Origin of the sequence: Vibrio sp. Vb2131 (assembly GCF_033338535.1) — a bacterium.
In the GTDB taxonomy this organism is placed as follows: domain Bacteria; phylum Pseudomonadota; class Gammaproteobacteria; order Enterobacterales; family Vibrionaceae; genus Vibrio; species Vibrio alginolyticus.
The window spans coordinates 85,714-108,505 of the sequence record NZ_JAWOSW010000006.1 but is presented as its reverse complement, the minus strand read 5'-3'; the positions used below and the strand labels follow the sequence as shown (position 1 = coordinate 108,505).

At 43.1% G+C, this 22,792-nt stretch carries 23 protein-coding genes and 1 tRNA gene; 6 read left to right on the top strand and 18 right to left on the bottom strand.

Annotation, left to right across the window (positions count from 1 at the left end):
- Positions 1-13 precede the first annotated feature (13 nt).
- From R7E38_RS09300 to rbsD, 11 genes are all read right to left on the bottom strand, one after another.
- Positions 14-922: a siderophore ABC transporter substrate-binding protein gene (locus tag R7E38_RS09300; RefSeq protein WP_065275234.1), complete on the bottom strand. Its 909-nt coding sequence runs from the start codon at positions 920-922 to the stop codon at positions 14-16.
- Positions 923-1,085: 163 nt separating this feature from the next.
- A complete protein-coding gene (locus R7E38_RS09295; RefSeq protein WP_226083152.1) occupies positions 1,086-1,766 on the bottom strand; it encodes a Crp/Fnr family transcriptional regulator in 681 nt (226 codons plus the stop codon).
- 134 nt (positions 1,767-1,900) lie between these two features.
- Positions 1,901-2,632 (bottom strand): nucleoside phosphorylase, encoded by a 732-nt coding sequence (locus tag R7E38_RS09290; protein WP_226083153.1) that lies wholly within the window; start codon positions 2,630-2,632, stop codon positions 1,901-1,903.
- 10 nt (positions 2,633-2,642) lie between these two features.
- Complete coding sequence (gene pnuC / locus R7E38_RS09285) at positions 2,643-3,374, bottom strand: nicotinamide riboside transporter PnuC (RefSeq protein WP_025767870.1); 732 nt, start codon at positions 3,372-3,374, stop codon at positions 2,643-2,645.
- 160 nt (positions 3,375-3,534) lie between these two features.
- Entirely contained in the window at positions 3,535-3,753 is a 219-nt protein-coding gene (locus R7E38_RS09280) for a hypothetical protein (protein WP_005499106.1), read from the bottom strand.
- 230 nt (positions 3,754-3,983) lie between these two features.
- Positions 3,984-4,991, bottom strand: a complete 1,008-nt coding sequence (locus tag R7E38_RS09275; protein ID WP_064354714.1) for a substrate-binding domain-containing protein — start codon at positions 4,989-4,991, stop codon at positions 3,984-3,986.
- 35 nt (positions 4,992-5,026) lie between these two features.
- The gene (rbsK, locus tag R7E38_RS09270) at positions 5,027-5,944 is read right to left on the bottom strand and encodes a ribokinase (protein ID WP_005382617.1); all 918 of its coding nucleotides are present in this window, start codon (positions 5,942-5,944) and stop codon (positions 5,027-5,029) included.
- 223 nt (positions 5,945-6,167) lie between these two features.
- Positions 6,168-7,046, bottom strand: a complete 879-nt coding sequence (gene rbsB / locus R7E38_RS09265; protein WP_005373143.1) for a ribose ABC transporter substrate-binding protein RbsB — start codon at positions 7,044-7,046, stop codon at positions 6,168-6,170.
- Between the two features lie 87 nt (positions 7,047-7,133).
- Positions 7,134-8,117, bottom strand: a complete 984-nt coding sequence (rbsC, locus tag R7E38_RS09260; protein WP_005373145.1) for a ribose ABC transporter permease — start codon at positions 8,115-8,117, stop codon at positions 7,134-7,136.
- On the bottom strand, positions 8,114-9,619 hold the full coding sequence (gene rbsA / locus R7E38_RS09255; protein ID WP_226083154.1) for a ribose ABC transporter ATP-binding protein RbsA: 1,506 nt from the start codon (positions 9,617-9,619) through the stop codon (positions 8,114-8,116). Before rbsA ends, rbsC begins: the two co-directional genes overlap by 4 nt.
- Before the next feature lie 23 nt (positions 9,620-9,642).
- Positions 9,643-10,062, bottom strand: coding sequence for a D-ribose pyranase (gene rbsD, locus R7E38_RS09250; protein WP_005382620.1), 420 nt, complete (start codon positions 10,060-10,062; stop codon positions 9,643-9,645).
- Positions 10,063-10,535: 473 nt separating this feature from the next.
- Here rbsD and R7E38_RS09245 point away from each other — a divergent pair, with 473 nt between their 5' ends.
- The gene (locus tag R7E38_RS09245; protein ID WP_054574642.1) at positions 10,536-12,896 is read left to right on the top strand and encodes an EAL domain-containing protein; all 2,361 of its coding nucleotides are present in this window, start codon (positions 10,536-10,538) and stop codon (positions 12,894-12,896) included.
- A gap of 139 nt (positions 12,897-13,035) precedes the next feature.
- Here R7E38_RS09245 and R7E38_RS09240 read toward each other — a convergent pair whose 3' ends face one another.
- Positions 13,036-13,611, bottom strand: coding sequence for an imm11 family protein (locus R7E38_RS09240; protein WP_053349404.1), 576 nt, complete (start codon positions 13,609-13,611; stop codon positions 13,036-13,038).
- A gap of 853 nt (positions 13,612-14,464) precedes the next feature.
- Here R7E38_RS09240 and R7E38_RS09235 point away from each other — a divergent pair.
- The 3 genes from R7E38_RS09235 to R7E38_RS09225 all read left to right on the top strand — a co-directional run bounded on the left by R7E38_RS09235 (position 14,465) and on the right by R7E38_RS09225 (position 16,301).
- The gene (locus R7E38_RS09235; protein ID WP_033906463.1) at positions 14,465-15,106 is read left to right on the top strand and encodes a murein L,D-transpeptidase catalytic domain family protein; all 642 of its coding nucleotides are present in this window, start codon (positions 14,465-14,467) and stop codon (positions 15,104-15,106) included.
- Positions 15,107-15,432: 326 nt separating this feature from the next.
- Positions 15,433-15,891, top strand: coding sequence for a hypothetical protein (locus tag R7E38_RS09230; RefSeq protein WP_017633653.1), 459 nt, complete (start codon positions 15,433-15,435; stop codon positions 15,889-15,891).
- Between the two features lie 86 nt (positions 15,892-15,977).
- A complete protein-coding gene (locus tag R7E38_RS09225; protein ID WP_226083158.1) occupies positions 15,978-16,301 on the top strand; it encodes a hypothetical protein in 324 nt (107 codons plus the stop codon).
- 124 nt (positions 16,302-16,425) lie between these two features.
- On the opposite strand, the gene R7E38_RS09220 is transcribed toward R7E38_RS09225, so the two are convergent.
- The 3 genes from R7E38_RS09220 to R7E38_RS09210 form a co-directional block, all read right to left on the bottom strand.
- Positions 16,426-17,106 carry a DedA family protein gene (locus tag R7E38_RS09220; protein ID WP_226083160.1) on the bottom strand — a complete coding sequence of 227 codons (681 nt, stop codon included), beginning with the start codon at positions 17,104-17,106 and terminating at the stop codon, positions 16,426-16,428.
- Between the two features lie 51 nt (positions 17,107-17,157).
- Positions 17,158-17,595: a hypothetical protein gene (locus R7E38_RS09215; RefSeq protein ID WP_318081755.1), complete on the bottom strand. Its 438-nt coding sequence runs from the start codon at positions 17,593-17,595 to the stop codon at positions 17,158-17,160.
- 87 nt (positions 17,596-17,682) lie between these two features.
- On the bottom strand, positions 17,683-18,201 hold the full coding sequence (locus R7E38_RS09210) for a DUF4136 domain-containing protein (protein WP_005382627.1): 519 nt from the start codon (positions 18,199-18,201) through the stop codon (positions 17,683-17,685).
- 371 nt (positions 18,202-18,572) lie between these two features.
- Between R7E38_RS09210 and R7E38_RS09205 the strand changes: the two genes are divergently transcribed.
- Positions 18,573-18,647 (top strand) — tRNA-Gly (locus R7E38_RS09205).
- 16 nt (positions 18,648-18,663) lie between these two features.
- Here the strand turns inward: R7E38_RS09205 and R7E38_RS09200 are convergent.
- Positions 18,664-19,521: a sterol desaturase family protein gene (locus R7E38_RS09200; protein ID WP_005373167.1), complete on the bottom strand. Its 858-nt coding sequence runs from the start codon at positions 19,519-19,521 to the stop codon at positions 18,664-18,666.
- A 7-nt stretch (positions 19,522-19,528) separates the two neighbouring features.
- Positions 19,529-20,539 (bottom strand): DUF2804 domain-containing protein, encoded by a 1,011-nt coding sequence (locus R7E38_RS09195; protein WP_047101375.1) that lies wholly within the window; start codon positions 20,537-20,539, stop codon positions 19,529-19,531.
- Positions 20,540-20,842: 303 nt separating this feature from the next.
- On the opposite strand from R7E38_RS09195, the gene gdhA reads away from it, so the two are divergent.
- The gene (gdhA, locus tag R7E38_RS09190) at positions 20,843-22,195 is read left to right on the top strand and encodes an NADP-specific glutamate dehydrogenase (RefSeq protein WP_226083164.1); all 1,353 of its coding nucleotides are present in this window, start codon (positions 20,843-20,845) and stop codon (positions 22,193-22,195) included.
- Between the two features lie 75 nt (positions 22,196-22,270).
- On the opposite strand, the gene R7E38_RS09185 is transcribed toward gdhA, so the two are convergent.
- Positions 22,271-22,738, bottom strand: coding sequence for an OsmC family protein (locus R7E38_RS09185; protein WP_213891401.1), 468 nt, complete (start codon positions 22,736-22,738; stop codon positions 22,271-22,273).
- Positions 22,739-22,792 lie beyond the last annotated feature (54 nt).

The following is a 22,792-nucleotide window of genomic DNA, read 5'->3' as shown; positions in this document are numbered from 1 at the left end:
CTGCTATCTTGGATTACAGTTCAACGGTTTGCTTAATCTCACTGACCATTTTTTCTGTTGCTGTCACGCCAGACATCGACAAGTACCAAGCGTCCACATCTAAATAGGTGATTTTATGATTTTTATATGCCGCAGTCGCTTTGACTAAGTCGTTATCCATGGATTTACGAATATCGTTATCCGGCGTACCTGTCAGAGAATTTCGGTCAACCACGAGGATATTTTTCGGGTTAGCTTCACGAATAAACTCATAAGAAATGACATCTCCGTGAGTGCCCGTTTTCACGTGCTCAACCGTTTCCAAGAAGCCAAAGTCGTTATAAATGACGCCAAATCGCGACTGGGCACCAAACGCGCTGATGTTGTCACCCATGCTTAAAATCGTTAATGCATCATTTTTGTTCGATTGGTTGTAGTCGCGGATTGCTTTGAATTGAGTATCTAACGCTTCAATTTTCTGCTCTACTTTTTCTTCGATATTGAAGATCTTACCAATATTGCGCCATTGCGCTTGCGTGCCTTCCCAATAGCCTTGGTTTTCTTTCGCCGCGAAAACAACTGTAGGGGCAATTTCACTCAGCTCTTCATATTTCGCAGACGCTCGCGGACCAACCAAAATCAAATCCGGTTTTTGCATGTAGATGGTTTCAAAATCAGGTTCAAACAAACTACCCGCAGAGGTGTAGTTATCTTTGCTGTATTTTGAAAGGTAACTAGGAAGATTAGACGAGTTAGATACTGCAACAGGATCGATACCAAAGTTGTCCAGCGCATCTAGCGGGCCAAAGCCAATCACAACCACACGCTCTGGGGATTGCTCTAGCTCTGTTTGACCCATGTAGTGGTCAATCACAACTTTAGCAGCGAAAGAAGGAGAAACAGTAAATAACGACAGCATAGCCGCACCGACGAATTTTTTCATTTTGTTAAGCCTTAATGAGATCTATTATCATACGCGTTCGCAATATAACGCTACTCTTTAATGCATTCAACAAAATTTAAGGTACTTTACATTAGTTACGTTTACTCAAGACTTAGATATATCAAAGACTTATAAAACTCATCAATTTCAATACCTGGGCGTATCATTCATGCGCTTCAATAAACGCTTTGAGTGCCAGCTCATCAATAATCTCCAAACCGTTGTCCGTTTTGGTAATCAATCCCTTTTCAATCAAGTCCTTAACTGCACGTCGATAGACTCGGCCTGAGGTACCAAACCGCTCAGCCTCTTGGTTCACTTTATCAAAGCCACCAAGCAGCTTATCCGTCTGATTACGGACGAGAAGATCATAGGCAATGTTGTAAGTAATGGGATGCAACAAACGATTAGTGTAGATATCCATGGAGTCTTGATAAGACTCAGCCAATGCTGAAGCGAAGAACACCATCATTTGGGGATAATTTTGCAGTGCTTCGGTTAGTTTTTGGATACAGATAACATCAACCTGCATATGTTCATCTGCTATCACATTCCATTGACAAGGAGTCTGAGTGAAGAGCTCCATTTCACCATAAATATGATAGTCGCAGTTAGCTTCCCCTAATTGAAAACGTCGTCCATTTGCGGCCAATATGTTCATCGAGACTCGACCTACTGGCACAACATACAAGTACTGAAGTTGCTCACCTTGGCGGAGAATTGCTTCCCCAGCATCAAAGTAACGCGAATTTATTTGGCATTGATAAATCAAATCGCGAAAGGTGGCACTCTTTTCTTCAAGGTATGTTTTGAAGCGACCAGTCGGATAAGGGCTGATTTTCATTTTCTGCTCTCTCAGAAAAAGTTACGGACAACTATTTAAGGTGGATTGTACCCCGTAACTCCAAATAAAAAAGCGACAGTGACCTGTCGCTTTACATCTATTCTGTTTATGTGACTTACTGAGATAAAGACTGGCTAACGCTGAGCAACCAAGGCTTCTAATGCCGTAATCGCGGCGCTCTTCTCACCTTGCATCATTACTTTGGCCTCATCAACGTACTGACCAACCCCTTCTTTCACATCTTGTTGATACAGCACCACGTTGTTTAATATCGAAGCCACATGAAGGCCTCGTAGTCGACCGACCGTAAACAGCGCAGAGGTTTCCATATCGGCACCTAAGATGCCTTTCTTGTTCCAATGTTGGCATATTGCATCCTCGTCATCGGTATAGAAACTGTCGTGAGAACGTACCACACCAAAATGATAATGCACTTTTTGCATCGACAAGTAACGCTCAACTTCCTTTAACAGTGAAAAGCTTGCGTAGGCTGCATAAGACGAATCGACATACGCTTTAGAGCCGCCCTCATCTCTTACCGCGCCTTCGGCAATGATCAACTCGCCAAGATGAATGCCTGATTGCATTGCCCCCGCAGATCCAACGCGTACCACATGAGTCACACCGCACTGTTTTAGCTCTTCCACTGCGATGATCATCGATGGCGCACCTATACCTGTACTACACACTGAAACAGGCTTGCCTTTGTAGTTGCCGGTAAACACACGATACTCGCGGTTTTCCGACACCATTTCTGCATCATCAAATAATGCCGCGATACGATTCGCTCGATCTGGCTCGCCGCATACAATAACGAGGGGAGCGATTTGTGTTTCATCCACTCCGATATGAGGTTGTTTGGCCATTCTTCGTTCCTTACGCAGCAGCGTGCGCTAAGGTTTTATCGCCATTGCGCTTAGCGCTACGAGCCCACTCACGCGTGCCATTGGCAGCGATGAACATAAGAATCGCGTACTGAACAGACATTGCGTAAACACCTTGCGTCGCGTAGATACCCACACTGATAATGTTAATCACAACCCATAGAATCCAGTTTTCGACGTATTTACGTGTCATCAGAATTTGTGCAACAACAGACAGTACTGTCATGGTTGCATCCCAGAACGGGAACGCGTCAGGTTCAAGCACCGGTTCAGCCAAGCCAGCACCAAAGAGATTCAAGCTATCAACAGCAATGTTTGCTAGCGCAAAGAAAAATGGGTCGATATAGATCGTTAATAATGCGATACATGCAACGCTAATAGAGGCAGTAGTAATAAGTTTCTGTTTATTTAACCAGCGAACTTCCAGCGTTTCACCTTGTGCGTTTGGACGGGTCCACGCATACCAGCCGTAAATGTTCGCACAGAAGAAAAACAATTGAAGAAGCAATAATCCGTATAACTGAATTTGAAAAAAGATAACGGCAAAAAGCGTGACATTCAGCAAACCGAATAAGTAGTTGATGGTTTTTTCTTGGCTGGCAAACCAAATGCAAAGCAGTCCAAAAACGGTACCGAAAGCTTCGATCCAACTCATTGCGTAGCCGTCGCCGATCGGAATGTTAACGAGAGTATTATTAATATCGAGTAAGGCAAAGAGGTCCATAACATGTCCTTTATTATTTTGTTTGGAATACGCTTATATTAGAGCGTGATCCCCAACAAAAAGGAGGACATTTGTCCTCCTCTTGATGCACTCGATCATAATTCAGATTCATTACTTACTTGAAAGTACCTATTTATCTCAATTATTCATTCCAAATGAACTAGGACTCGTGTCCTAGGTAGCGCTTTTTGAACGTCGATGCTGACGCGAACAGTAAAGTCGAAGCAAATGTAAACACCACGCCAGCCAAGTATACATACTCTTCATTCGCAAGTAGTTCATAAACACTCACGACAAACACCGTTAATACTAGTGAAATATTGAAACGGTGAAACCACGGCCTCTTTACTGAATACTGTGCATATCTCTTAACTAACATAAAGATTTTCCATTCATCTCAATAATTTATAAATCTAATTATAGGCTTTATTAATAATAAGCTTTTTAAGCACTATCGACACGAAATCTTTCGAGTTACTCGCAAAAAATCACACTTTTCAAATGTTGAGTTAATAAATTCGAACATCTGTTTTGCATGCTTATTTATTTTTTAGCCCATTTTTTATAAATTATATGCACTAAATTTGTTAACCATGCGTTTGTTTTTAATTAAGAGAAATTCGTCACACTGTTGCGTACAACCAATGTTGGTTCCAGTTGAACGACTTGAGCGTCGTTAGATTTGTCGTCCAGTCTTCGGACAAGAGTCTCAACGGCAGCCTGCCCCAAACGGTACTTAGGCTGATGAATGGTAGTTAGCGATGGCGACATAAATTTCGCGATATGGATGTCATCGTAACCAATAATGGACAGGTCGTCCGGCACTTTAATACCGAGCTCATTTGCGGCGTTAATCACACCCATCGCCATCATATCGTTAGAGACGAAAATCGAGCTGGGTAATGCGCCACGCTGAGCCATTTTTTTGAACGCTTGATACCCACCCTCACATTCGAAGTCCGATTCAATGATCCAATTGGCATTAAATTCCAAGCCCGCTTCGTTCATTGCTCGCTTATAACCTTCGTATCGCATTTGCGCTTGGTGTTTAATCAAAGGGCCAGTGATGCACCCAATTTCGGTATGGCCGCAATCAATTAAGTATTTCGCCGCTAAGTAACCGCCACGAAGTGAGTTGTCTTGGATTTTATCGCTTGTAAATAGCATCGGCCCCCAGTCCATTACCACAACTGGGATATCTGGGTAACGCTCAAATACATCGATACGCTCTCCTTCTAGCGACGAGCACATCAAGATCAAACCATCGACACGCTTTTGCAATAGCGTATTAATGGATTGACGCATACGTTCGTTATCACCCTCGGTGTTACATAAAATGAGGCTGTAGCCTTTTTGGTAGCAGCTGCGTTCGACGCCTTTTACGACTTCGCCAAAGAATGGGTTGGTTGAGGTTGTCACGAGCATACCAATGGTTTTGGTACGATTGACTTTGAGGCTACGCGCCAACGCAGAGGGTGCGTAGTAGTTAAGCTCTTTTGCGGCATTGTTAACGCGTTCAGAGATCTCTTCGCTCACAAAACGCGTCTTGTTAATAACATGGCTCACTGTTGAAGTGGAAACCCCTGCCAGTTTTGCGATGTCTTTCATCGTCGCCATGTTACTACTCCTATTTTAATGAGGCGTTGTGCGCCTTATTGTTCAGCGAGAAACGCGTCCACCTCTTCGCGGGTTGGAATCGACGTTTGCGCGCCAAAGCGGGTCACAGAAATTGCAGCCGCCGCATGTGCAAACTTAATCGCTGATTCTAAAGGTAAATCTTCTAGGAGACCAGTGACGAATGCCCCATTAAATGTATCGCCCGCTGCGGTAGTATCCGTCGCTTCAACGCGGAAACCCGAGATGATTTCGCCTCGACCGTTTTGGCTTAGCCAAACGCCTTTTGCACCGAGTGTGATCATGACAATTTCTATACCTTTACCATGTAGCACATTCGCCGCTTCTTGCGCGCTTTCGTTGTCTGTTACAGTAATACCTGTCAGAACTTCAGCTTCGGTTTCATTTGGCGTAATCACGTCAATGCAAGACAGTAATTCATCAGACAATTCACGAGCTGGCGCTGGGTTCAGAATGACATTGGTTTTGGCATCTTTCGCGATTCGCGCGGCTTTCTCGATGCCGCACATCGGCGTTTCCAATTGCATTAGCAAGTAATCTGCTTGGCGAATACGCTCTAAATCTGGCTCAATCGCTTCTGCTGTCAGTTTGGCGTTTGCTTCAGCTGAAATGCAAATGCTGTTCTCACCACTGTCCGACACTTGAATCATCGCGATACCTGTCGGGCAATTTGGCTGCATCTTCACACCAGTGATATCGATGCCGTCCATTTTGAAGTTTTCGCGAATGTTAATGCCGAATGAGTCGTCGCCCACACAAGCGATAAAACCGATGTCTGCATTTAATCGCGCCGCCGCGACGGCTTGGTTGGCTCCTTTGCCACCTGGGATAACTTGATAGTTGCGACCATGCAGCGTCTCGCCTGGGCGAGGGAAAGAAGGCACTTGAAGAACATGGTCAGCGTTTACACTACCTAACACCACTAACTTATTCATACGGTTATCCTCGGTTCTGAATGAACCCTTTTTAAAAACTGTTTAGGAAAATACATTAGATGACTTTAACTTCTCTTCCTGACGAAGGATTCTCGATAAAAAGCCAAAGGCATCTATACCCCACACTTTGCAGTATTTTGGGTAAATTTGCCCTCACCTCCTAAACGACAGATATAAACGGAGGAGAGAGCAAAAATTAGGATGATTTATTGGAACTTGAAACTTACTTAGTGACTACTTTTAGTGGTACTGGGATGTACTCTTCTACTTCTTCACCTTTCAAAACTTTGTCAGCCGTTTCAACACCTAAAGCACCGATAAGATCTGGTTGCTGAGCAATAGTTGCCGCTAGTTTGCCACGGTTAACTGCTGCAATGCCGTCTTCCGTACCATCAAAACCAACGATAACGACATCTTTGCCAGAAGCTTGAACTGCGCGAAGTGCACCTAGCGCCATTTCATCATTCTGTGCAAATACCGCTTGTACATCCGGGTTAGCCGCTAGCAGGTTTTCCATTACGTTTAGACCTTTTGTGCGGTCAAAGTCAGCTGGTTGGCTAGCAAGAAGATCCATATCGCTGCCCTTCACGGCATTCATAAAGCCTTCACCGCGCTCACGCGCTGCCGATGTGCCCGCAATACCTTCAAGTTGAATGACTTTTGCTTTTTCGCCGACTTTTTCCATAATGTAGTGGCCTGCCATTTCACCACCAATTACGTTGTCCGACGCGATGTGACTCACAACTTCACCACGGCTTGCACCACGGTCTAATGTCAACACAGGGATCTTAGAACGGTTCGCCATACGAATTGCATTAGACACTGCATCAGAATCCGTTGGGTTGATAAGAATTGCTTTTACGCCGCGAATACTTAAATCCTCGATGTTCGACAGTTCTTTACTCGGGTCATTTTGCGAGTCCAGTACAATTAAGTCGTACCCCAATTCTTTCGCTTTTGCTTCCGCACCGTCTTTCATCGTTACGAAGAACGGGTTGTTTAGCGTCGAAACCACAATCGCCATGGTATCTTGAGCTTGCGCCGCTACCGATACGGTTGAAGAAAGAAGTGCAGCAGAGATAAGAGTTGCAAGTTTTTTCATCGTTCTAGTCCTTTGTGTAGGGTGAGCCAGTACACGTCCCCTGACTCGGTTTGTATTCACTGTTTTATATATACAGATTGTTATGAATTACTTGTTTTTGTTGTCTACCAATACCGCCAGCAAGATAACCACTGCTTTTGCAATCATTTGGTAGTAGGAAGAAACATCAAGTAGGTTAAGTGCATTGTTCAAGAAACCGATGATCAGCGCACCAATCAAGGTACCCATGATACGGCCTTTACCGCCCATCAAGCTGGTACCGCCAAGAACAACCGCTGCGATAGCGTCTAGCTCGTAGCCCATACCTGCTGTTGGCTGCGCCGAAGAAAGACGAGACGTTACAATAATGCCTGCAAGCGCTGCTAACATACCGCAGATGGCGTAGACACCAATCTTCACTCGGTCTACATTGATACCTGATAGGCGAGTCGCAGACTCATTGCCGCCTAGTGCGTAAACATAGCGACCAAAGCGCGTGTGGTTAAGTAAATACCAAGCCGCTGCAAACACAACCACCATTAACCAAACAGGAACCGGAATGCCTAGCGCGTAGCCAGTACCAAACCATGCAAACGCATCTGCGGTGTCAGTAAAGCCTGTCGAGATTGGACGACCTTCGGTGTACACCATGGTCACACCACGTAGTAACGTCATGGTAACCAGCGTAGCGATAAATGCCTGCACCTTACCCTTCGCAATAATGATACCGCTGATCGCACCTAACGCTGCACCTGCGACTAAAGCAGTGGGAACCGCCACCAGCACCGGAACCTCAAGCGCGATCATGCTTGCCGCAAAGGCACCACACAACGCCAATACCGAACCAACACTTAAGTCGATACCTGCGGTTAAAATAACTAATGTCATACCCACTGCGATAATGGCATTCACGGAGGTTTGACGAAGAATGTTGAGAATGTTGTCGACCGTAAAGAAGTTCGGGTTCAAAAATGACACAACAACGATCAGAAAGATCAGAGCTATCAGTGATTTTTGTTCAATCAGCCACTCTTTTGTGAACAACTTCTTGTTGCTCGTTTCGGTTGGTTTGCTCATGGTATTCGTACTCATGCTGCTTCCTCATTGATCTCTTTGCCTACGGCACAGGCGAGTAATTTTTCTTGATCGGCGTCTTTCGCATCAAATTCGCCAGTGATACGACCTTCATGCATCACTAAAATACGGTCGCTCATGCCGAGCACTTCAGGCATCTCGGAAGAAACCAAGATGATGCTCATGCCTTCGACCTTAAACTTGTTGATGAGCTGATAAATCTCTTTTTTTGCTCCGACATCAACACCACGTGTCGGCTCATCCAGAATCAGAACTTTAGGTTTCGTCATTAACCCTTTCGCTATCGCAACTTTTTGCTGGTTACCACCAGATAAGTTGCCGATGATTTGATCTCGCGTTGGGGTTTTAATGTTGAATAACTTAATAAAATCTTCCACAGCAATCACTTCGTCGCTGTGTTGAATCTGGAAGCCTTTGGTCAGCTGGTTTAGCGAACAAAGTGACATGTTCTCCTTAACCGAAAGACCTAAAACCAAACCATCGCCTTTGCGATCTTCAGAGATGTAAGCGATACCATTTGCCAAGCCATCTTGCGGGCTAACCGGGTTAATAGTTTTGTTATCAAGATTGATAACACCATGCTCACTAGGTAATGCGCCGTAAATGACTTTCATGAGTTCAGTGCGGCCTGCGCCCATCAAGCCAGAAATTCCAAGAATCTCACCACGCTTGAGAGTAAAGCTCACATCCTGAACGCCAGACCCAGTCAAACCAATGACTTCAAGACAAGTTTCGCCATGTTGGACATCAATACGTGGATATTGCTCTTCTAATTTTCGGCCAACCATCATTTCAATTAGGCCATCTTCATCAGTGTCGGACACCTTGCACTCACCGATAAACTTACCATCACGAAGCACGGTAATGTCGTCACAGATTTCAAAGATTTCTTTAAGACGATGCGAAATGTATACGATGCCGCATCCTTGCTCGCGAAGCTCTTTAATCACTTTAAACAGTGATTCCGTTTCGGTATCGGTCAATGCGTCCGTTGGCTCATCCATAATGATGACTTTCGACTCAAACGAAAGTGCCTTTGCAATTTCCACCATTTGTTGTTCACCAAGGCTTAAATCGCCAAGCAATGTTTTTGATGAGTGCTTGACATTGAGACGTTTTAAAAGCTTGTCAGCTTCGTCATACATTTTGCCCCACTGGATACGCCCTAAGGAGCCAGTGAACTCTCGTCCCAAGTAAATATTTTCGGCAATCGTCAGTTCAGGAATCAGGTTCAGCTCTTGGTGAATAATGCTAATACCAGCTTCCTGTGAATCGCGTGGCCCTTTAAAGGCCGCCGGCTGACCTTGATATTGAATGCTCCCCGCATCCATGTGGTAAATGCCTGTCAACACCTTCATTAACGTTGACTTGCCTGCTCCATTTTCACCCATCAGCGCCATAACACGGCCTGGATAAACATTCAGGCTTGCTTTGTCGAGTGCTTTTACGCCCGGAAACGCCTTCTCAATTTCGCTTAGTTGTAGAATGGCTTGAGTCATAATCTGTCCTCAATATCTCTGGCTTAAAAAACCACGCCCGCTTGGAAAATAACGTTCGCATATGGCGAGCATTCGCCCGTTCTTACGATAGCGCGACTTTGGGCCGTGCGTGCTTTAAACGCTTCATGTGACACGTAGCTCACCTCAATAGATTTGCCCGTTTCTTCACTCTCTTTGCTCAGTTCGTTGAGCAACGCTTCATGCAAAACTGGGCTTGCATCAGAGAACTCTTCCGCAATGATGACCCCTTCGATTTGGGACTCAGATAGAATTACGCGAACAGTATCAAGAAAACTTGGTACCCCATGCGTTAGCGCCAAATCGATTCGCTGAACATGCTCTGGGATTGGTAGACCAGCATCACATATCGTGATCTCGTCGGTGTGGCCTAGCGTCGCCACCAAGTAAGAAATATCTGAGTTAATTAGGGTACTTTTTTTCATCTCATCGACCTTTCGGTTACACGTTCATACAACCATGAGCGCCTGTCTTAAAGTGTTTTCGTTATTAACAGAAAACTCATCGAAACGTTTCGATGAAATAATAATTCGTCATCGCAATTTGACCAGTGTGAGATCGATAAGGTGTGAGAATGATCTGTAATTCAATTGTCATTGAATAGGAAAAGTGCACTTGAGTCACACTTTACCATCGAAACGTTTCGATGATGGTATTTACCTGTCATTACGGTTAGGTTTTATACAGGGAGGAAGGAAAAGAGACGTCCAACTACTGAGAAAACCTCTAGTTAATAAGCTCGAAACCTTTCACGTCATCACAATTCTTAGATAGCTGCCTGATTTTGGAGAACGCTCACCTTACAATCTGGTTACAATTTGCCAAAACACATCATCCGTTCAGTACCTTACCTGGTACGCGACGTTTGTAGGGACACAAACGGAAACTAAGAACCATAATGAAGTTAAGCAATAGAGTCATTTTGCTTGTCGCGCCAGTGATCTTATTAAGCGCGTTAGTATCTAGCTATATTATTTATAGCATTCAAAAAGTGACGCTCATCAAGCGGGAAGACAGCTATATTCAGTTGCAGATGGAAAAGCTGGCCGGGCAGTTTCGACAAGCGAATATTTTTCTTAATAGCTATGCCTATACGCTCAGTAAAAGTGATGTATTACAAGACTATTTGGTTAATCATAACAACCCCTATCGTGAGCGAGTCTTGTTTAATCGATTAGACGAGACCGCTGAAGTATTAAGCCATGGTTACAAAGGCGATGCGAGCATGGCGATCCTCGACGGCAAACAAAACCTTCTCTACTACACAGAAAACAAATATTACGAATCATCGGGCGTGGTCGACCCAAAGGTATTAGAGTACATATCACGAAGTTTCAATGAGAGAGAGGCTTTCAGTCACACTGGCTTTATTTATAACTCCAGTGGACAAAGCATTCTTCTTCAATATGAGGTCGTCGACAAAAGAACGGGGACTCACCCTTTGAGCTTTGACTCGAAAAATGTGTTTTTTGTGGTAGTTTCCGTATCACTTGAAGCCTTTAACGAGATTAAGCATGACATCGAGTTTGACACGCACAGCGTGATTACTTTCGCCGACAAACCCATTTATCTTGATATTCCTCTCGCTCAAACCATTGAGCTGCTGCCGCACTTTTATGCCGTGCTTTCTCCTGCCGAATATTTAATGTGGAATAAAGTCGATAAAGTGTGGCTAGAACTTGCTTTCTCCTTTGGCGTAGCGGCGTTTTTCACTATCACATTAATCATTTTGGTGTTGTACCGCTATGTGTTGCGCCCTGTTTCTCGCCTTGATAAGCAGCTGAACGAACTTGAATCTAATCAACGTGACAATATTGAAAAGCTAGAAACAAACGATGAAATAGGACGCCTCTCTGCACGCTTTTTTGATATGTATGAGGAACTTAATGTCATCTATAAAAAGACAAAACGCCTAGCTGAAACGGATCACCTGACGCAACTCGCCAATCGCCATCGTTTTCATGAGCTTGCCACTCGTGAACTTATCTCCCCTTCGCAGTTTCTGTGGGTTGTTTACGTCGATCTTGATAACTTTAAATACGTGAATGATAAATACGGGCATGAATTGGGAGATAACTTATTAAAAGTGTTCTCATCACACATCAAGAATGCCTGTCAAAAGTTCTCGCACGATTACAACAGCCCCTGCTTTGCCGCCAGGTTATCTGGTGACGAATTTGCAATTTTGCTGAGCTCAAATCAAGAGGTAAAACGCTTGCCTGATTTGCTTGCATCAGAGTTACTAAAACCAATTAGTAATCTCAGTTCATCTTGGAGTAATTCATTTCCCGTTACGGCAAGCGTAGGTATTGCACAATATCCTCAAGACGGTACTGACATCGCGAAGTTACTCTCCAGTGCCGATGCGGCTATGTATCAAGCAAAACGGGCAGGGAAAAATCAATACGCCTATTATTCAGCCGCTCTCAATATTGAGTCTCAAAGACGAAGTCAGCTTGAACGTGCGCTCCGAAAAAGCAATGTAGAGGAAGAATTCCACCTTGTTTTTCAACCCTATATGAACAATCGAAGCAACGAAATTGAGGGGTTGGAAGTCTTGTTGCGCTGGGAAGCCGAAGGTATCGGCCCTATCCCCCCAAAGGAGTTTATTCCAATTGCAGAGCAAGCCGGATTATTTGATAAAATTGACCGCTGGGTTTTCGCCAATGCAACGGCGGAATACCATCAATTAAGGAATATTTTCGGTAAGGATATTGTTCTTTCGGTCAATCTTTCATCAGCAGAGCTAAACTCGATAGAAATGGCAAACTACATCCATGAACAAGCGACACTGCACAGTGTTAAACCAGAATGTATTGAGATAGAAATAACCGAAACCTTTGCCGCAGAACAACAAGGCACGGCTCTACTTGATGAGCTATCAAAACGTGGCTACCGTCTTGCAATTGATGACTTTGGTTCTGGTTACACATCGTTAACTCAGCTCGTTCAGTATCCGGTTCAAAAAATCAAATTTGATCGAGAGTTCCTCGTTACATTGATGAACACCAATAACGGCCATGTGATCAAACCTATTATTGAGCTATGCCATGCCCAAAATAAAACGGTTACAGCAGAAGGTATTGAACACAATATGATGCATGAATGGCTATCGGCATACCGCTGCGACTATATGCAAGGCTATTTATTTGGCAAACCAATGACTAAAGAACAATTGAGCTTGTGGTGGCAATCGGCAAATGACGACAGTCGATTTGATGCGTCCATGGTCAGCTCAATTAGGGTTTCAAGAACATAAGTTAAGGGGAGAAGTACAGCAGTCACAACTGTGGCGGCTGTATTTAGTTGTATATGAGCTTCATTGATAGATGCTCAGCTTTTGTTCCCCCATACCTATATCTATGACTTTAGTCGAGTAAATCACTATTTATTCGTTTTTAAACCAGCACTTCCTTGAAATCCAAACCGGTCAAATTCAGCGCTTTGACGCTATCGTACAAGCCACCTTTTTTGTCCGTGCAAAACGTTCTGAGCCCAGCACCTTTTACTCTGAACAAGTCAGATTCATTAACGGCTTCTCTATTCAAAACGAGTTTCTTAAACGGTCTAGCACGACTTAGCTTACCATGACGAAGATTATACTCGGTAGCAGAGGTATCAATGGCATCAATTTGAGTGACAATGTTTAATGCTCGCCAAGGCTTTCCTTGTAGATTTAATGGTAAAAATTCGACATTCTCGCTCAACACATCGAGCTTATCCGCAATAGAAGCGGATACAGCAAGAGTAAAAGATCCCCATGCTGCAATATCAGGCCTGGGTAATGGCTTTTCACCCTTAACGTCTAACCATTCAATATCAATACTTTTCCAACTGGCTTTAACAGACTCTCCATAGAGTTGGATAGGTTTGCTTGCCGTTACTTGAAGAGACATTTCCAATGGCGACTCTTGCAACATTGCAAAATCATTAACATTGGGAGTGACAATAAACACTTTATTAAATGCTGTCATAACCGTCCTTAAATAAATTTGAGCGCTTTTCTTAATGAGACGAGCGCTTTCACACCAAACCAAACCAAACATAATAGATAGAGTTTACTTTCATGTTCAAAAATTTAATGAATTAATATCTGGCGTTCTTATCTTTTAATTTCTAAGTTTTATTATTTATATATTTTAATCCACACGATAGAATTATTTTTTCAATTTTTACTATGTACCCTTCCTTATGTAATCGAATAAATTAGAGAATAAACAATAGCACGCATCACTTCACTTTTGTCGAGCTCATCACTCTCACTTAAACGATACATTCACAAGTTCAATTTTTGTACGACTTAGACTTAGCTTTGTCAATCGTGAATTAAAAACAACCGATTCACCGTTGTTTTACTGCCTTTTCTTACCACCCTGTTGTTTATTCATACATTATAAATGCATTTATACACATAACGATTCGGCGTTACGATTTGTTACGAGTTAAATCACAAACTTTTGAGGTATTGGATAAAGCGTAGAAAAAGAAAACACATTGAAATAAAAAGAGTTTCTAAAGTACGAAAAATAAAACGCCGTTTTTATAAATTAGCAACTTCACAAATATCCTTAAACACAGTTTTATTAATTACATATATCAGATATTATTTACGCCGAAGTTTATAGAAACCATCGTTAAACTTCATATTTTATATAAGTTTCAATTAGTTAGTTTTTAACTCGAAAACTTATCGTCAACCCAATATCAAGCACCTAAGCGTGCAATAAGAAACATTGGGAATAGAATTATATTGATGTGCATGTTGTTTTAACGAATGCATGAAGCAATCGGTAAATTTGTAACACCATAGAGTTTTATTTAGCCAAGATGAAAAAGTTAATTTTATTATTTACATGTGCGCTGTTGTCTGTCTCACCTTTTGCTTTTGCAAAACAATCAGATAACGAACCCAGGGATCATTTACGACCAAAGCAAGCTGAACATGTGTTTAAACAAGCCAAGCTAGATGGCATAGTAGACTTTAAGTTGTTCAGTGACGCTTACATCGCTTATCAGAAGACACCCGATAGAAAGAAGTCGGTACTAACGATCATCGACTATAGTAAACCATCAACTGAAAAGCGTTTTTATGTGGTTGATTTAGATAAAAAGAAGCTAATCTACAATACGTATGTTTCTCACGGCGTGAACAGCGGAAAGAAAACAGCGACACAGTTTTCAAATGTCGTGAACTCGCGAAAAACATCATTGGGCACTTTTTTGACTGATACCACTTACTACGGCTCAAATGGCTATTCACTTCGATTAGATGGGCTAAGCTCTGGATTAAACGACAAAGCTCGCGAGCGTTACATTGTCGTGCACGGCGCCGATTACGCAAACCCTTCCTTCATCAAGAAGAATGGATACCTCGGACGCAGTTGGGGTTGCCCTGCTTTGCCAGAGAAGTTGTCTCGCGAGATCATTGACACCATAAAAGGCGGCAGCGTTATTTACGCAAGCGCATAATATCGATGCGACACATATGGGGAAGAAAAAGAAGATTCTATTTCTTCCCTAGTAATAATCCTGTTAGCTTAATCGTCCTGTGCAACGACTCTCTTTCCATTTTCGCTTACTCGAAAGCGAAAATTATTGTGTTATTCGCTGATATACCTAAGTGCGATCAGAAAACTCTGTTCATCCCCCTTCCATCTCGTTAGTATACGCTGAGTTGATCAGACACTGGCTTTCATCGTTATCATAGTGCCACTAAGATTCCTTAATCATGGTGGGTAACTGTGGCTTTATATGTTTAGGGTTACTTCTTGCGTTATCTACACCGTATATTATTGATGCTTTCTTTGTCCCTGCTCTCAGGGCTCATCACAGCTTCATATGCGCATGAGTGGCACCACACCAAACATTACACTTCCGAGCGCCTACTTAAACTCTCTCAACAAGACGATTTTGAGCTAGCACACACTGATTTTCATGCCTCAGCTTCTCTGAGCTCTTGGGGTTCAGAAAGTTACTACCTACATATAAAGCGCGAGTTGTTCGGGCTTGTCTCCTGTCGCCGAACATCAGCTACTGATGGCGTTTTATCATCAGATTTTACTCCTGATTATTTTTTACTTATTGCTTTCTCTTCTCCACCACTACTGGAGTTGGCAAAACAAGCATCTCGCTTACCTCTAGACAGTTATGGCGGACTCATGAGTCAACGCTCTCTTTATCGCCTCTCAGGAAGAAAGGAAGCGAACTTAATGTACGTCTTTACTCATGGTCGCAACGCCTTCTCTGTTGTTTAACTTTTTATGACATACAGAGAACACGAAAATGTAACGATAAGAGCCAATATGCTCATTGTTACTAGAACCAATTTGAGGTCCATATAATGACAAGAATCGCTACAACCATCGCACTAGCATTACTATTTTCAGCGGGCTCAACCTTTGCAAACACAGAAACTAAGCCAGAAGAAATGAGTAACGACACTCTGTTAGAGTGTGCCAACGTTGCTAACGCACGTATTGCAGTTCCGGAACACAGAGCGATGTTCAGACACTACTTAATGTCTGAGAGAGACTACAGCTTTGACCAGCTATCGTCTGCCGAACTTGAATTTAAAGCAGCAGATAAGAATGAGTCTGAAGTAGAGAACATCTACAAGTCTCAGTGCAAAGAAGTTGGCGAATACCTATATAGCATTGGCTATTAAATTCGAAACCCTAACGACACTCAAAAAGAAAGGCGCATACATTGCGCCTTTCTTTTTACTGACAAAAACCTGTCGATTAGATGTCTAATCTGCATACAAGCTTAAAAGTGCAAATCAAGTAAACTTACTGAGAAAACTCAGACACATCCTTGGGTTTACAGAGCGCTCGACGTGCTTTAACAAACAAGAAACTAAGCACTCCAATCACAAGAGTAATTATTGGTGCCGCCATTAATAGCATTGTGATTGCTTTGCTCATATTTTCCGGTAGCAAAGGAAGTAATGAACCAAAACCGCATAATATCAGCGTCCATAAAATCGCACTCAGCCACGCAAAGTAATGGAATTTACTAATACGTTTCACTCGCAACCCCATCATTAATGGCAATAGGGAACGAACAACCGGAATAAACCGCGCGCACAAAAGCGCAATCAATCCATGTTTACTGAGTAACACGTCGACCTGTTCCAAACGCTTTTGAGGAACCGCACTCACCCAGCCTTGGACCTTAGGTAAGCGATTTAGCCACTTGCCTTGTAAATAAGCCGCCCAACTTCCCAACCCCGCACTAACAGCTATCACCAACATGATCATAATTGGGTCAAGGACGCCAACCGCCGCCAGCGTACCGGATAATACGACGACACTGTCGCATGGGAAAGGTGCAGCAGGAATAAAACCACTTTCCAAAAAGATAATCACTGCAACAACAAAATAAACCAAACCTGCACTGCCTGGCGCCATTAACGCCGTGAAATCTTGATGCCAAAAAGCACTCAAGACCTGAATGATCGAATCAAACATAAACCGCTCCTAAGCATAATTAACCAAAAAGTTGCAAAAACATGGAATGTGTTAGCGAGCATGTATAAAGCGGTATATGAAATTCGATTCTTTTCTCACTCCGATTCTGTATTTAAAGTGAGTAAAAACACTTTCAATACAACAACCTAAAGCCTCATTGCCGATGCGTTTTAGCCGCTTCATCGAGTAAATTGCCGAACGATGCGCCCACCATGCTACATCAAGCATTTCAAACCATTCGGGTTCTACATCGTCGTTCGAGCTCATTTCCTTAGCATGGCTAACCCTCAATCTATTCCGGCTGTTTAAACTCGGATAGTCTTGTTGTACTGGAGAGATAGGATGTTCTGAAAAGTGCTTCGACTTAGCGTCAACAGCAATATTCTGGTTATGAAAGGAAAGAAAATTTGGGTGTGAGTACGGCAGGCTCATGCTCGGAGCCAACAAGCAGAAAAGTAGTCCGAGTAAAGCAATCAGAGTCGTACGCACAAAGGTAACCAGAACCAAAATGATAAGTTCTTTTAACCCTGTGCGTAACTATTGGCAATTAGTATTCTTAATCGTTAAGAATACTAATTATTTTTCACCGTAAGGGTAGCTTTCAAACATCTTCGCGATTTCTTCTTGGATGAGAGATTCTCGTTTCTCAGAGCTCATTGACTCAGACAGTTTACGACTTGAAACGCCTTTCCAAACGACTTGATTAGCCTTTGCATCAACCAGTTCAACCACCAACTTCCCATACTTACGTTCTTTATATCTTTCTGGGCTTGAAGTGATCACACCAAAGCTATTCCAGCCATAGCCAAAGCTCACCGACGATCCTGAAGAAACAAGCTCGGATTCTTCTACGATATCATGATGTACGTAAAGGTCACCGCCACTATTTACCTTAATTAAACCCTTACCCTCAAGCTGTTCAGCAAGCCCTTGCTCAATACGTCGACCATCAATACTGGTAGGAGCTTCCGCCTGAGCACCGAAGTCAAACGTTCTGTAAGCTGAAAAGTCGGCTTGTTTATCTACATCGGTTGTAACGGTAGTACAAGCAGATACCAGCATCACCACCAGCCCTAATATCAAACCTCTCATCATGTTAAATCTCCTTTGGTTAAGCTGACTGTTTCAGCAGAATTACCCTGTGTTATACATACGCATCAACAGTAAAAAGTAATCATTTCAATATCTAGTCTTGACCATGAAACGTGACTGTTCAATAAACGAGATTAACCTTTACACAGAAAATCTTGAATATCATCAACATCTAAACACCTAAGAATTCGGTGTTTACGACCTAATTGGAAGCCCCTAGGCTTAGTAGCGGAATCGCGAGTGCCACAAAAAACCAGAGACAATGAACACTTTAACATCAGTCCGCTACTTTTTTAGGCAACTGACAAACATTTGATGAGAAAAGACTTTTCTTTTTCGTCCAGTGTGGCATATTAACTGAGTCCTATCGATGCGCGGGCATCGTATAATGGCTATTACCTCAGCCTTCCAAGCTGATGATGCGGGTTCGATTCCCGCTGCCCGCTCCAATCTCTTTATCTCAATTTACTCATAAAAATCCGATGGCGGAGCGAACAAACGGCGGCAGCGTTGTTTCCATGATAAGTTTGGTCGAGTTACGTCATAAAACATGTCTTTCCATTCTGCAAACGTCACGCGGATGGGATTAAAGCTGTTTACAGGTTTAGAAACCCCATACCGAACCGTTTCCACCTCTGGTTCAAACGTTCCGAACATTCGATCCCAAATAATTAATACACCCGCATAATTTTTGTCGATGTACTGACGGTTCACACCATGATGAACGCGATGATGAGACGGCGTGTTAAATACCCACTCTAGTGGCCCGAGCGAACGAATTGATTGGGTGTGAACAAAAAACTGTAAGCCCAGATTAAACAACACAACGAAGACAACCCATTTTGGCTCAAAACCAATAATCACCAAGGGCAACCAAAAAATCCACATCCCCGCTAGCGGATACATTAAACTTTGACGAAAGGCGGTACTGAAGTTCATTCTTTCCGAACTGTGATGAACAACGTGCGCGGCCCACATCCAACGAATACGATGGCTAGCCCGATGAAACCAGTAATAGAAAAAATCTTGCAGGACAACAAGTAAAAGAAAAGCTGAGACGCTCATTTCGATATCAAACAAACGCCAATCGAACCACCACAAATACAACTGAGCAATCAGTAAACCCGTGAGTATGTCTGTCGCTTGGTGTAAGCCCGCAAGAACAAAATTACACGCTACTTCAGGGAAGTAATACGTCGCGCTTTCAGGCAAGCGTCCCCTTCTTTGTCCGAACCAATATTCGGCAAGCATGCAGAAAAAGAAAACTGGAGCCAGAATCATCAGAAGTAATTCTGGGCGGTCCATCAACTGCGTCCAATCCATTGTGTTTCTACCATTTTGCATAGTGATCTTCAGTAAGACCCATAACTTCTTCTAACTGATGTTTGATGCCATTTCCATCGATAATATAGCCAGAGAAATAACCGATGTACTGACGAAAGTTACTTTTGAGAAGCCAAAAATTTTTCTTCTCTGAGCGTCGATTCAAAGGCGTGAACTGTAAGTTAACTCGTTTATCTTCCGACGTAATATGCCACTTTTGCCCTTCATCACTTCGTGAAAACTGAAACTGCACAGGTTGCAAAAAGTGACGCTGACCATTAATCCACAATACATTTTCGCAATAGCCAGTTTCATTAACGCCAGCTGCCAAGTTCAACCCCAGACGCCTGTCATCCTCAAAGCAATTGATACTCGCCCAGCGCCAACTTGTTTCTCGCCGCATGTACCCAGCGGAAAAATCGTAACCAGCAGCCACCTCTGAAAGATCTTGCTCTTTTCCTAATATGAACAAGTTACCGTCTACTGCTAACGCATTGTGCTTCTGAGTATATGTCCAACCCGCATAACCTGTTGGCGTACACAACATTAATGGCAAACTCATATTTTCTGGACGTAAATAGAGATCCGCATTGACTGACTCTGTCACAAAGTGGACGTGCCAAATACCATCCTTAATAGAAAACTGAACTCTTTTGTTAGCAAGATGGGCAAGACTGCGCCAACTGGAAGGCTGAGTTTGATAACCTATATTAAAAGGTTTCAACCATTGTTGCTCAATCAACTTATTCTTTTTAATATCAAACAGGTAGCAAAAGCCGGATGCTAAATACCGTATATCAGCAATCGCTACTCCAATGACGTAATCAGGTGTGACCAAATTGACGAACTGAAACTGCTTATAATCGCGGTAACGGCGCCACTTAGACACTGGCTTATCCATCTCATCGAGGTAAGTAAATTTATCTAGCTGTAACGATGTTGGAATTCCATCAAGGTGGCCAAACGCTGGTAGACCATTCTGCTGAATAAACGAGTTCAGAACCTTAAGCTCATCCATATAGTTGTCTTTTCACAAGTTATTACACACAAACTTTAACATGACGTTAACATAAACAATTTGCGTAACTGCACAACAACATCGACTAAAGTGATTTCTGCTTGTTATATGTGAAACTGATCACTCAACCACCCGCTTACTTAGCTCGCCCTACCTATCTCAACCAACACTGCCTGGGTTAGAAGCTGCACATTCTCATCCGCAGGAAAGACCACTACAACCATTGAATCTTGGTCAAAATCACTATTTAATGGAAATACATTCATATAAACTGATTGCTTATTCACATCAAGGAAGAAACCTATGTCATACATACACGATACTATTGTTGCGTTGCAACACAGTAGCCCTGCGCAAAAAGAATTTTACCAAGCGGTAGAAGAAGTATTAACTTCTCTCGCGCCGGTAATAGAAGGCAATAATAAATATAAGGAACAAGCGATTATCCAGAGGATCGTCGAGCCAGAACGTCAAATCATGTTTCGAGTTCCTTGGGTTGATGATGCTGGAAATGTACAAGTAAACAAAGGTTATCGAGTTGAATTCAACTCTGCTTTGGGGCCGTACAAAGGAGGATTGAGATTCCATCACTCAGTCAATGCGAGCATCATAAAATTTCTCGGCTTTGAGCAAATTTTTAAAAACGCACTGACTGGCCTTCCTATCGGTGGCGGCAAAGGCGGTTCAAACTTCGATCCTAAAGGAAAATCCGACGGCGAGATCATGCGATTTTGCCAATCATTTATGAACGAGTTGTACCGTCACATCGGTCCTGCCACCGATGTACCCGCAGGCGATATCGGCGTCGGGGCGCGCGAAATTGGCTATATGTTTGGTCAATACAAACGATTGACGGGTCGCTACGAAGGTGTGCTTACAGGCAAGAGTCTTCTTTGGGGTGGCTCACTCGCCAGAAAAGAAGCGACAGGATATGGCGCCGTCTATTTTGCAGAATGCATGCTCAACGACCGCAACGATTCATTGAAGGGGAAAACTTGCCTCGTTTCTGGTGCTGGCAACGTGGCTATCTACGCCATTGAAAAACTGTACCATATGGGAGCAACGCCGGTTACATGCAGCGACTCTCGAGGTACGATCTATCATGAGCACGGTATTGATCTTAAGCTCCTCAAACAACTGAAAGAAGTGAAAAGAGCAAGCTTAGAAGAATATTTAGAAACTTACCCTGAAGCAGAATACACACCAGAGAGCGACTATCCTAATGAAGGACATGCTGTTTGGCGATATCAGGCTGATGCTGCCTTCCCTTGTGCGACTCAAAATGAATTAACGTCAGACGACGCACTGGCTCTTATCGAAAACGGATGTATTTTGATTAGTGAAGGGGCGAACATGCCAACCACCCGTGATGCTGCCAATATTATCGTGGACTCAGACATAGCTTATGGGCCTGCCAAAGCAGCCAATGCAGGCGGTGTTGCAACCAGTCAACTTGAAATGGCGCAAAACGCCAGCATGCAAAACTGGACGTTTGAACAAGTGGATAGTCAGTTGCAAACCATCATGAAAAATATTTTCATCAATGCAAACGAAACCAGTAAAGAGTTTGGCCAACCTGGAAATTTAGTTTTAGGCGCCAACATTGCAGGCTTTAGAAAAGTCGCTGATGCAATGATTGAGCAAGGTGTCGTCTAGATGAACGAGCCAGCAGGATGACTGCTGGCTTAATATAACTCTGTAATAGGCCGCGCTTTTGATAAAGAGCCTCACTTAATTCGCAATAAGCGTTGTCACTTCTGTTTTAACGGAGTTGGCGATAAAGCAATTCTCATGGGCCATGTGGTGCAGTTTTTCTAATTGAGATGGTGTCGGTTGTTTTTCACCTGAAAATGTTACCTTAGGGTTTAAAGTTACCTTTGATACCCACTCTTTTCCGTTTTCGCCTTTTTCAAGCTCCCCCACCGCTTCATCGAAGTAACTGTCCACAACGTAACGTCGCTTTGCTGCAATAGACAGGAAAACGAGCATATGACAACTAGAAAGTGCCGCGACAAACGCTTCTTCTGGATCAACGTTTTCTTCTACGGATAGTGGTAATGGTACTACGTGGGGAGATGGAGATGCTGGGACTTGCAACCCTCCATCAAATTGCCAAATGTGTGCCCTACTATACTTATTATCACTAAACTCTTCGCCAGCTTTACGATGCCATTTGATTAAAGCGGAATGCTTACTCATTCTAACTCCCTGATTTTCCGACGACGAATCAACACTATCCGTCCTTGCCACAGT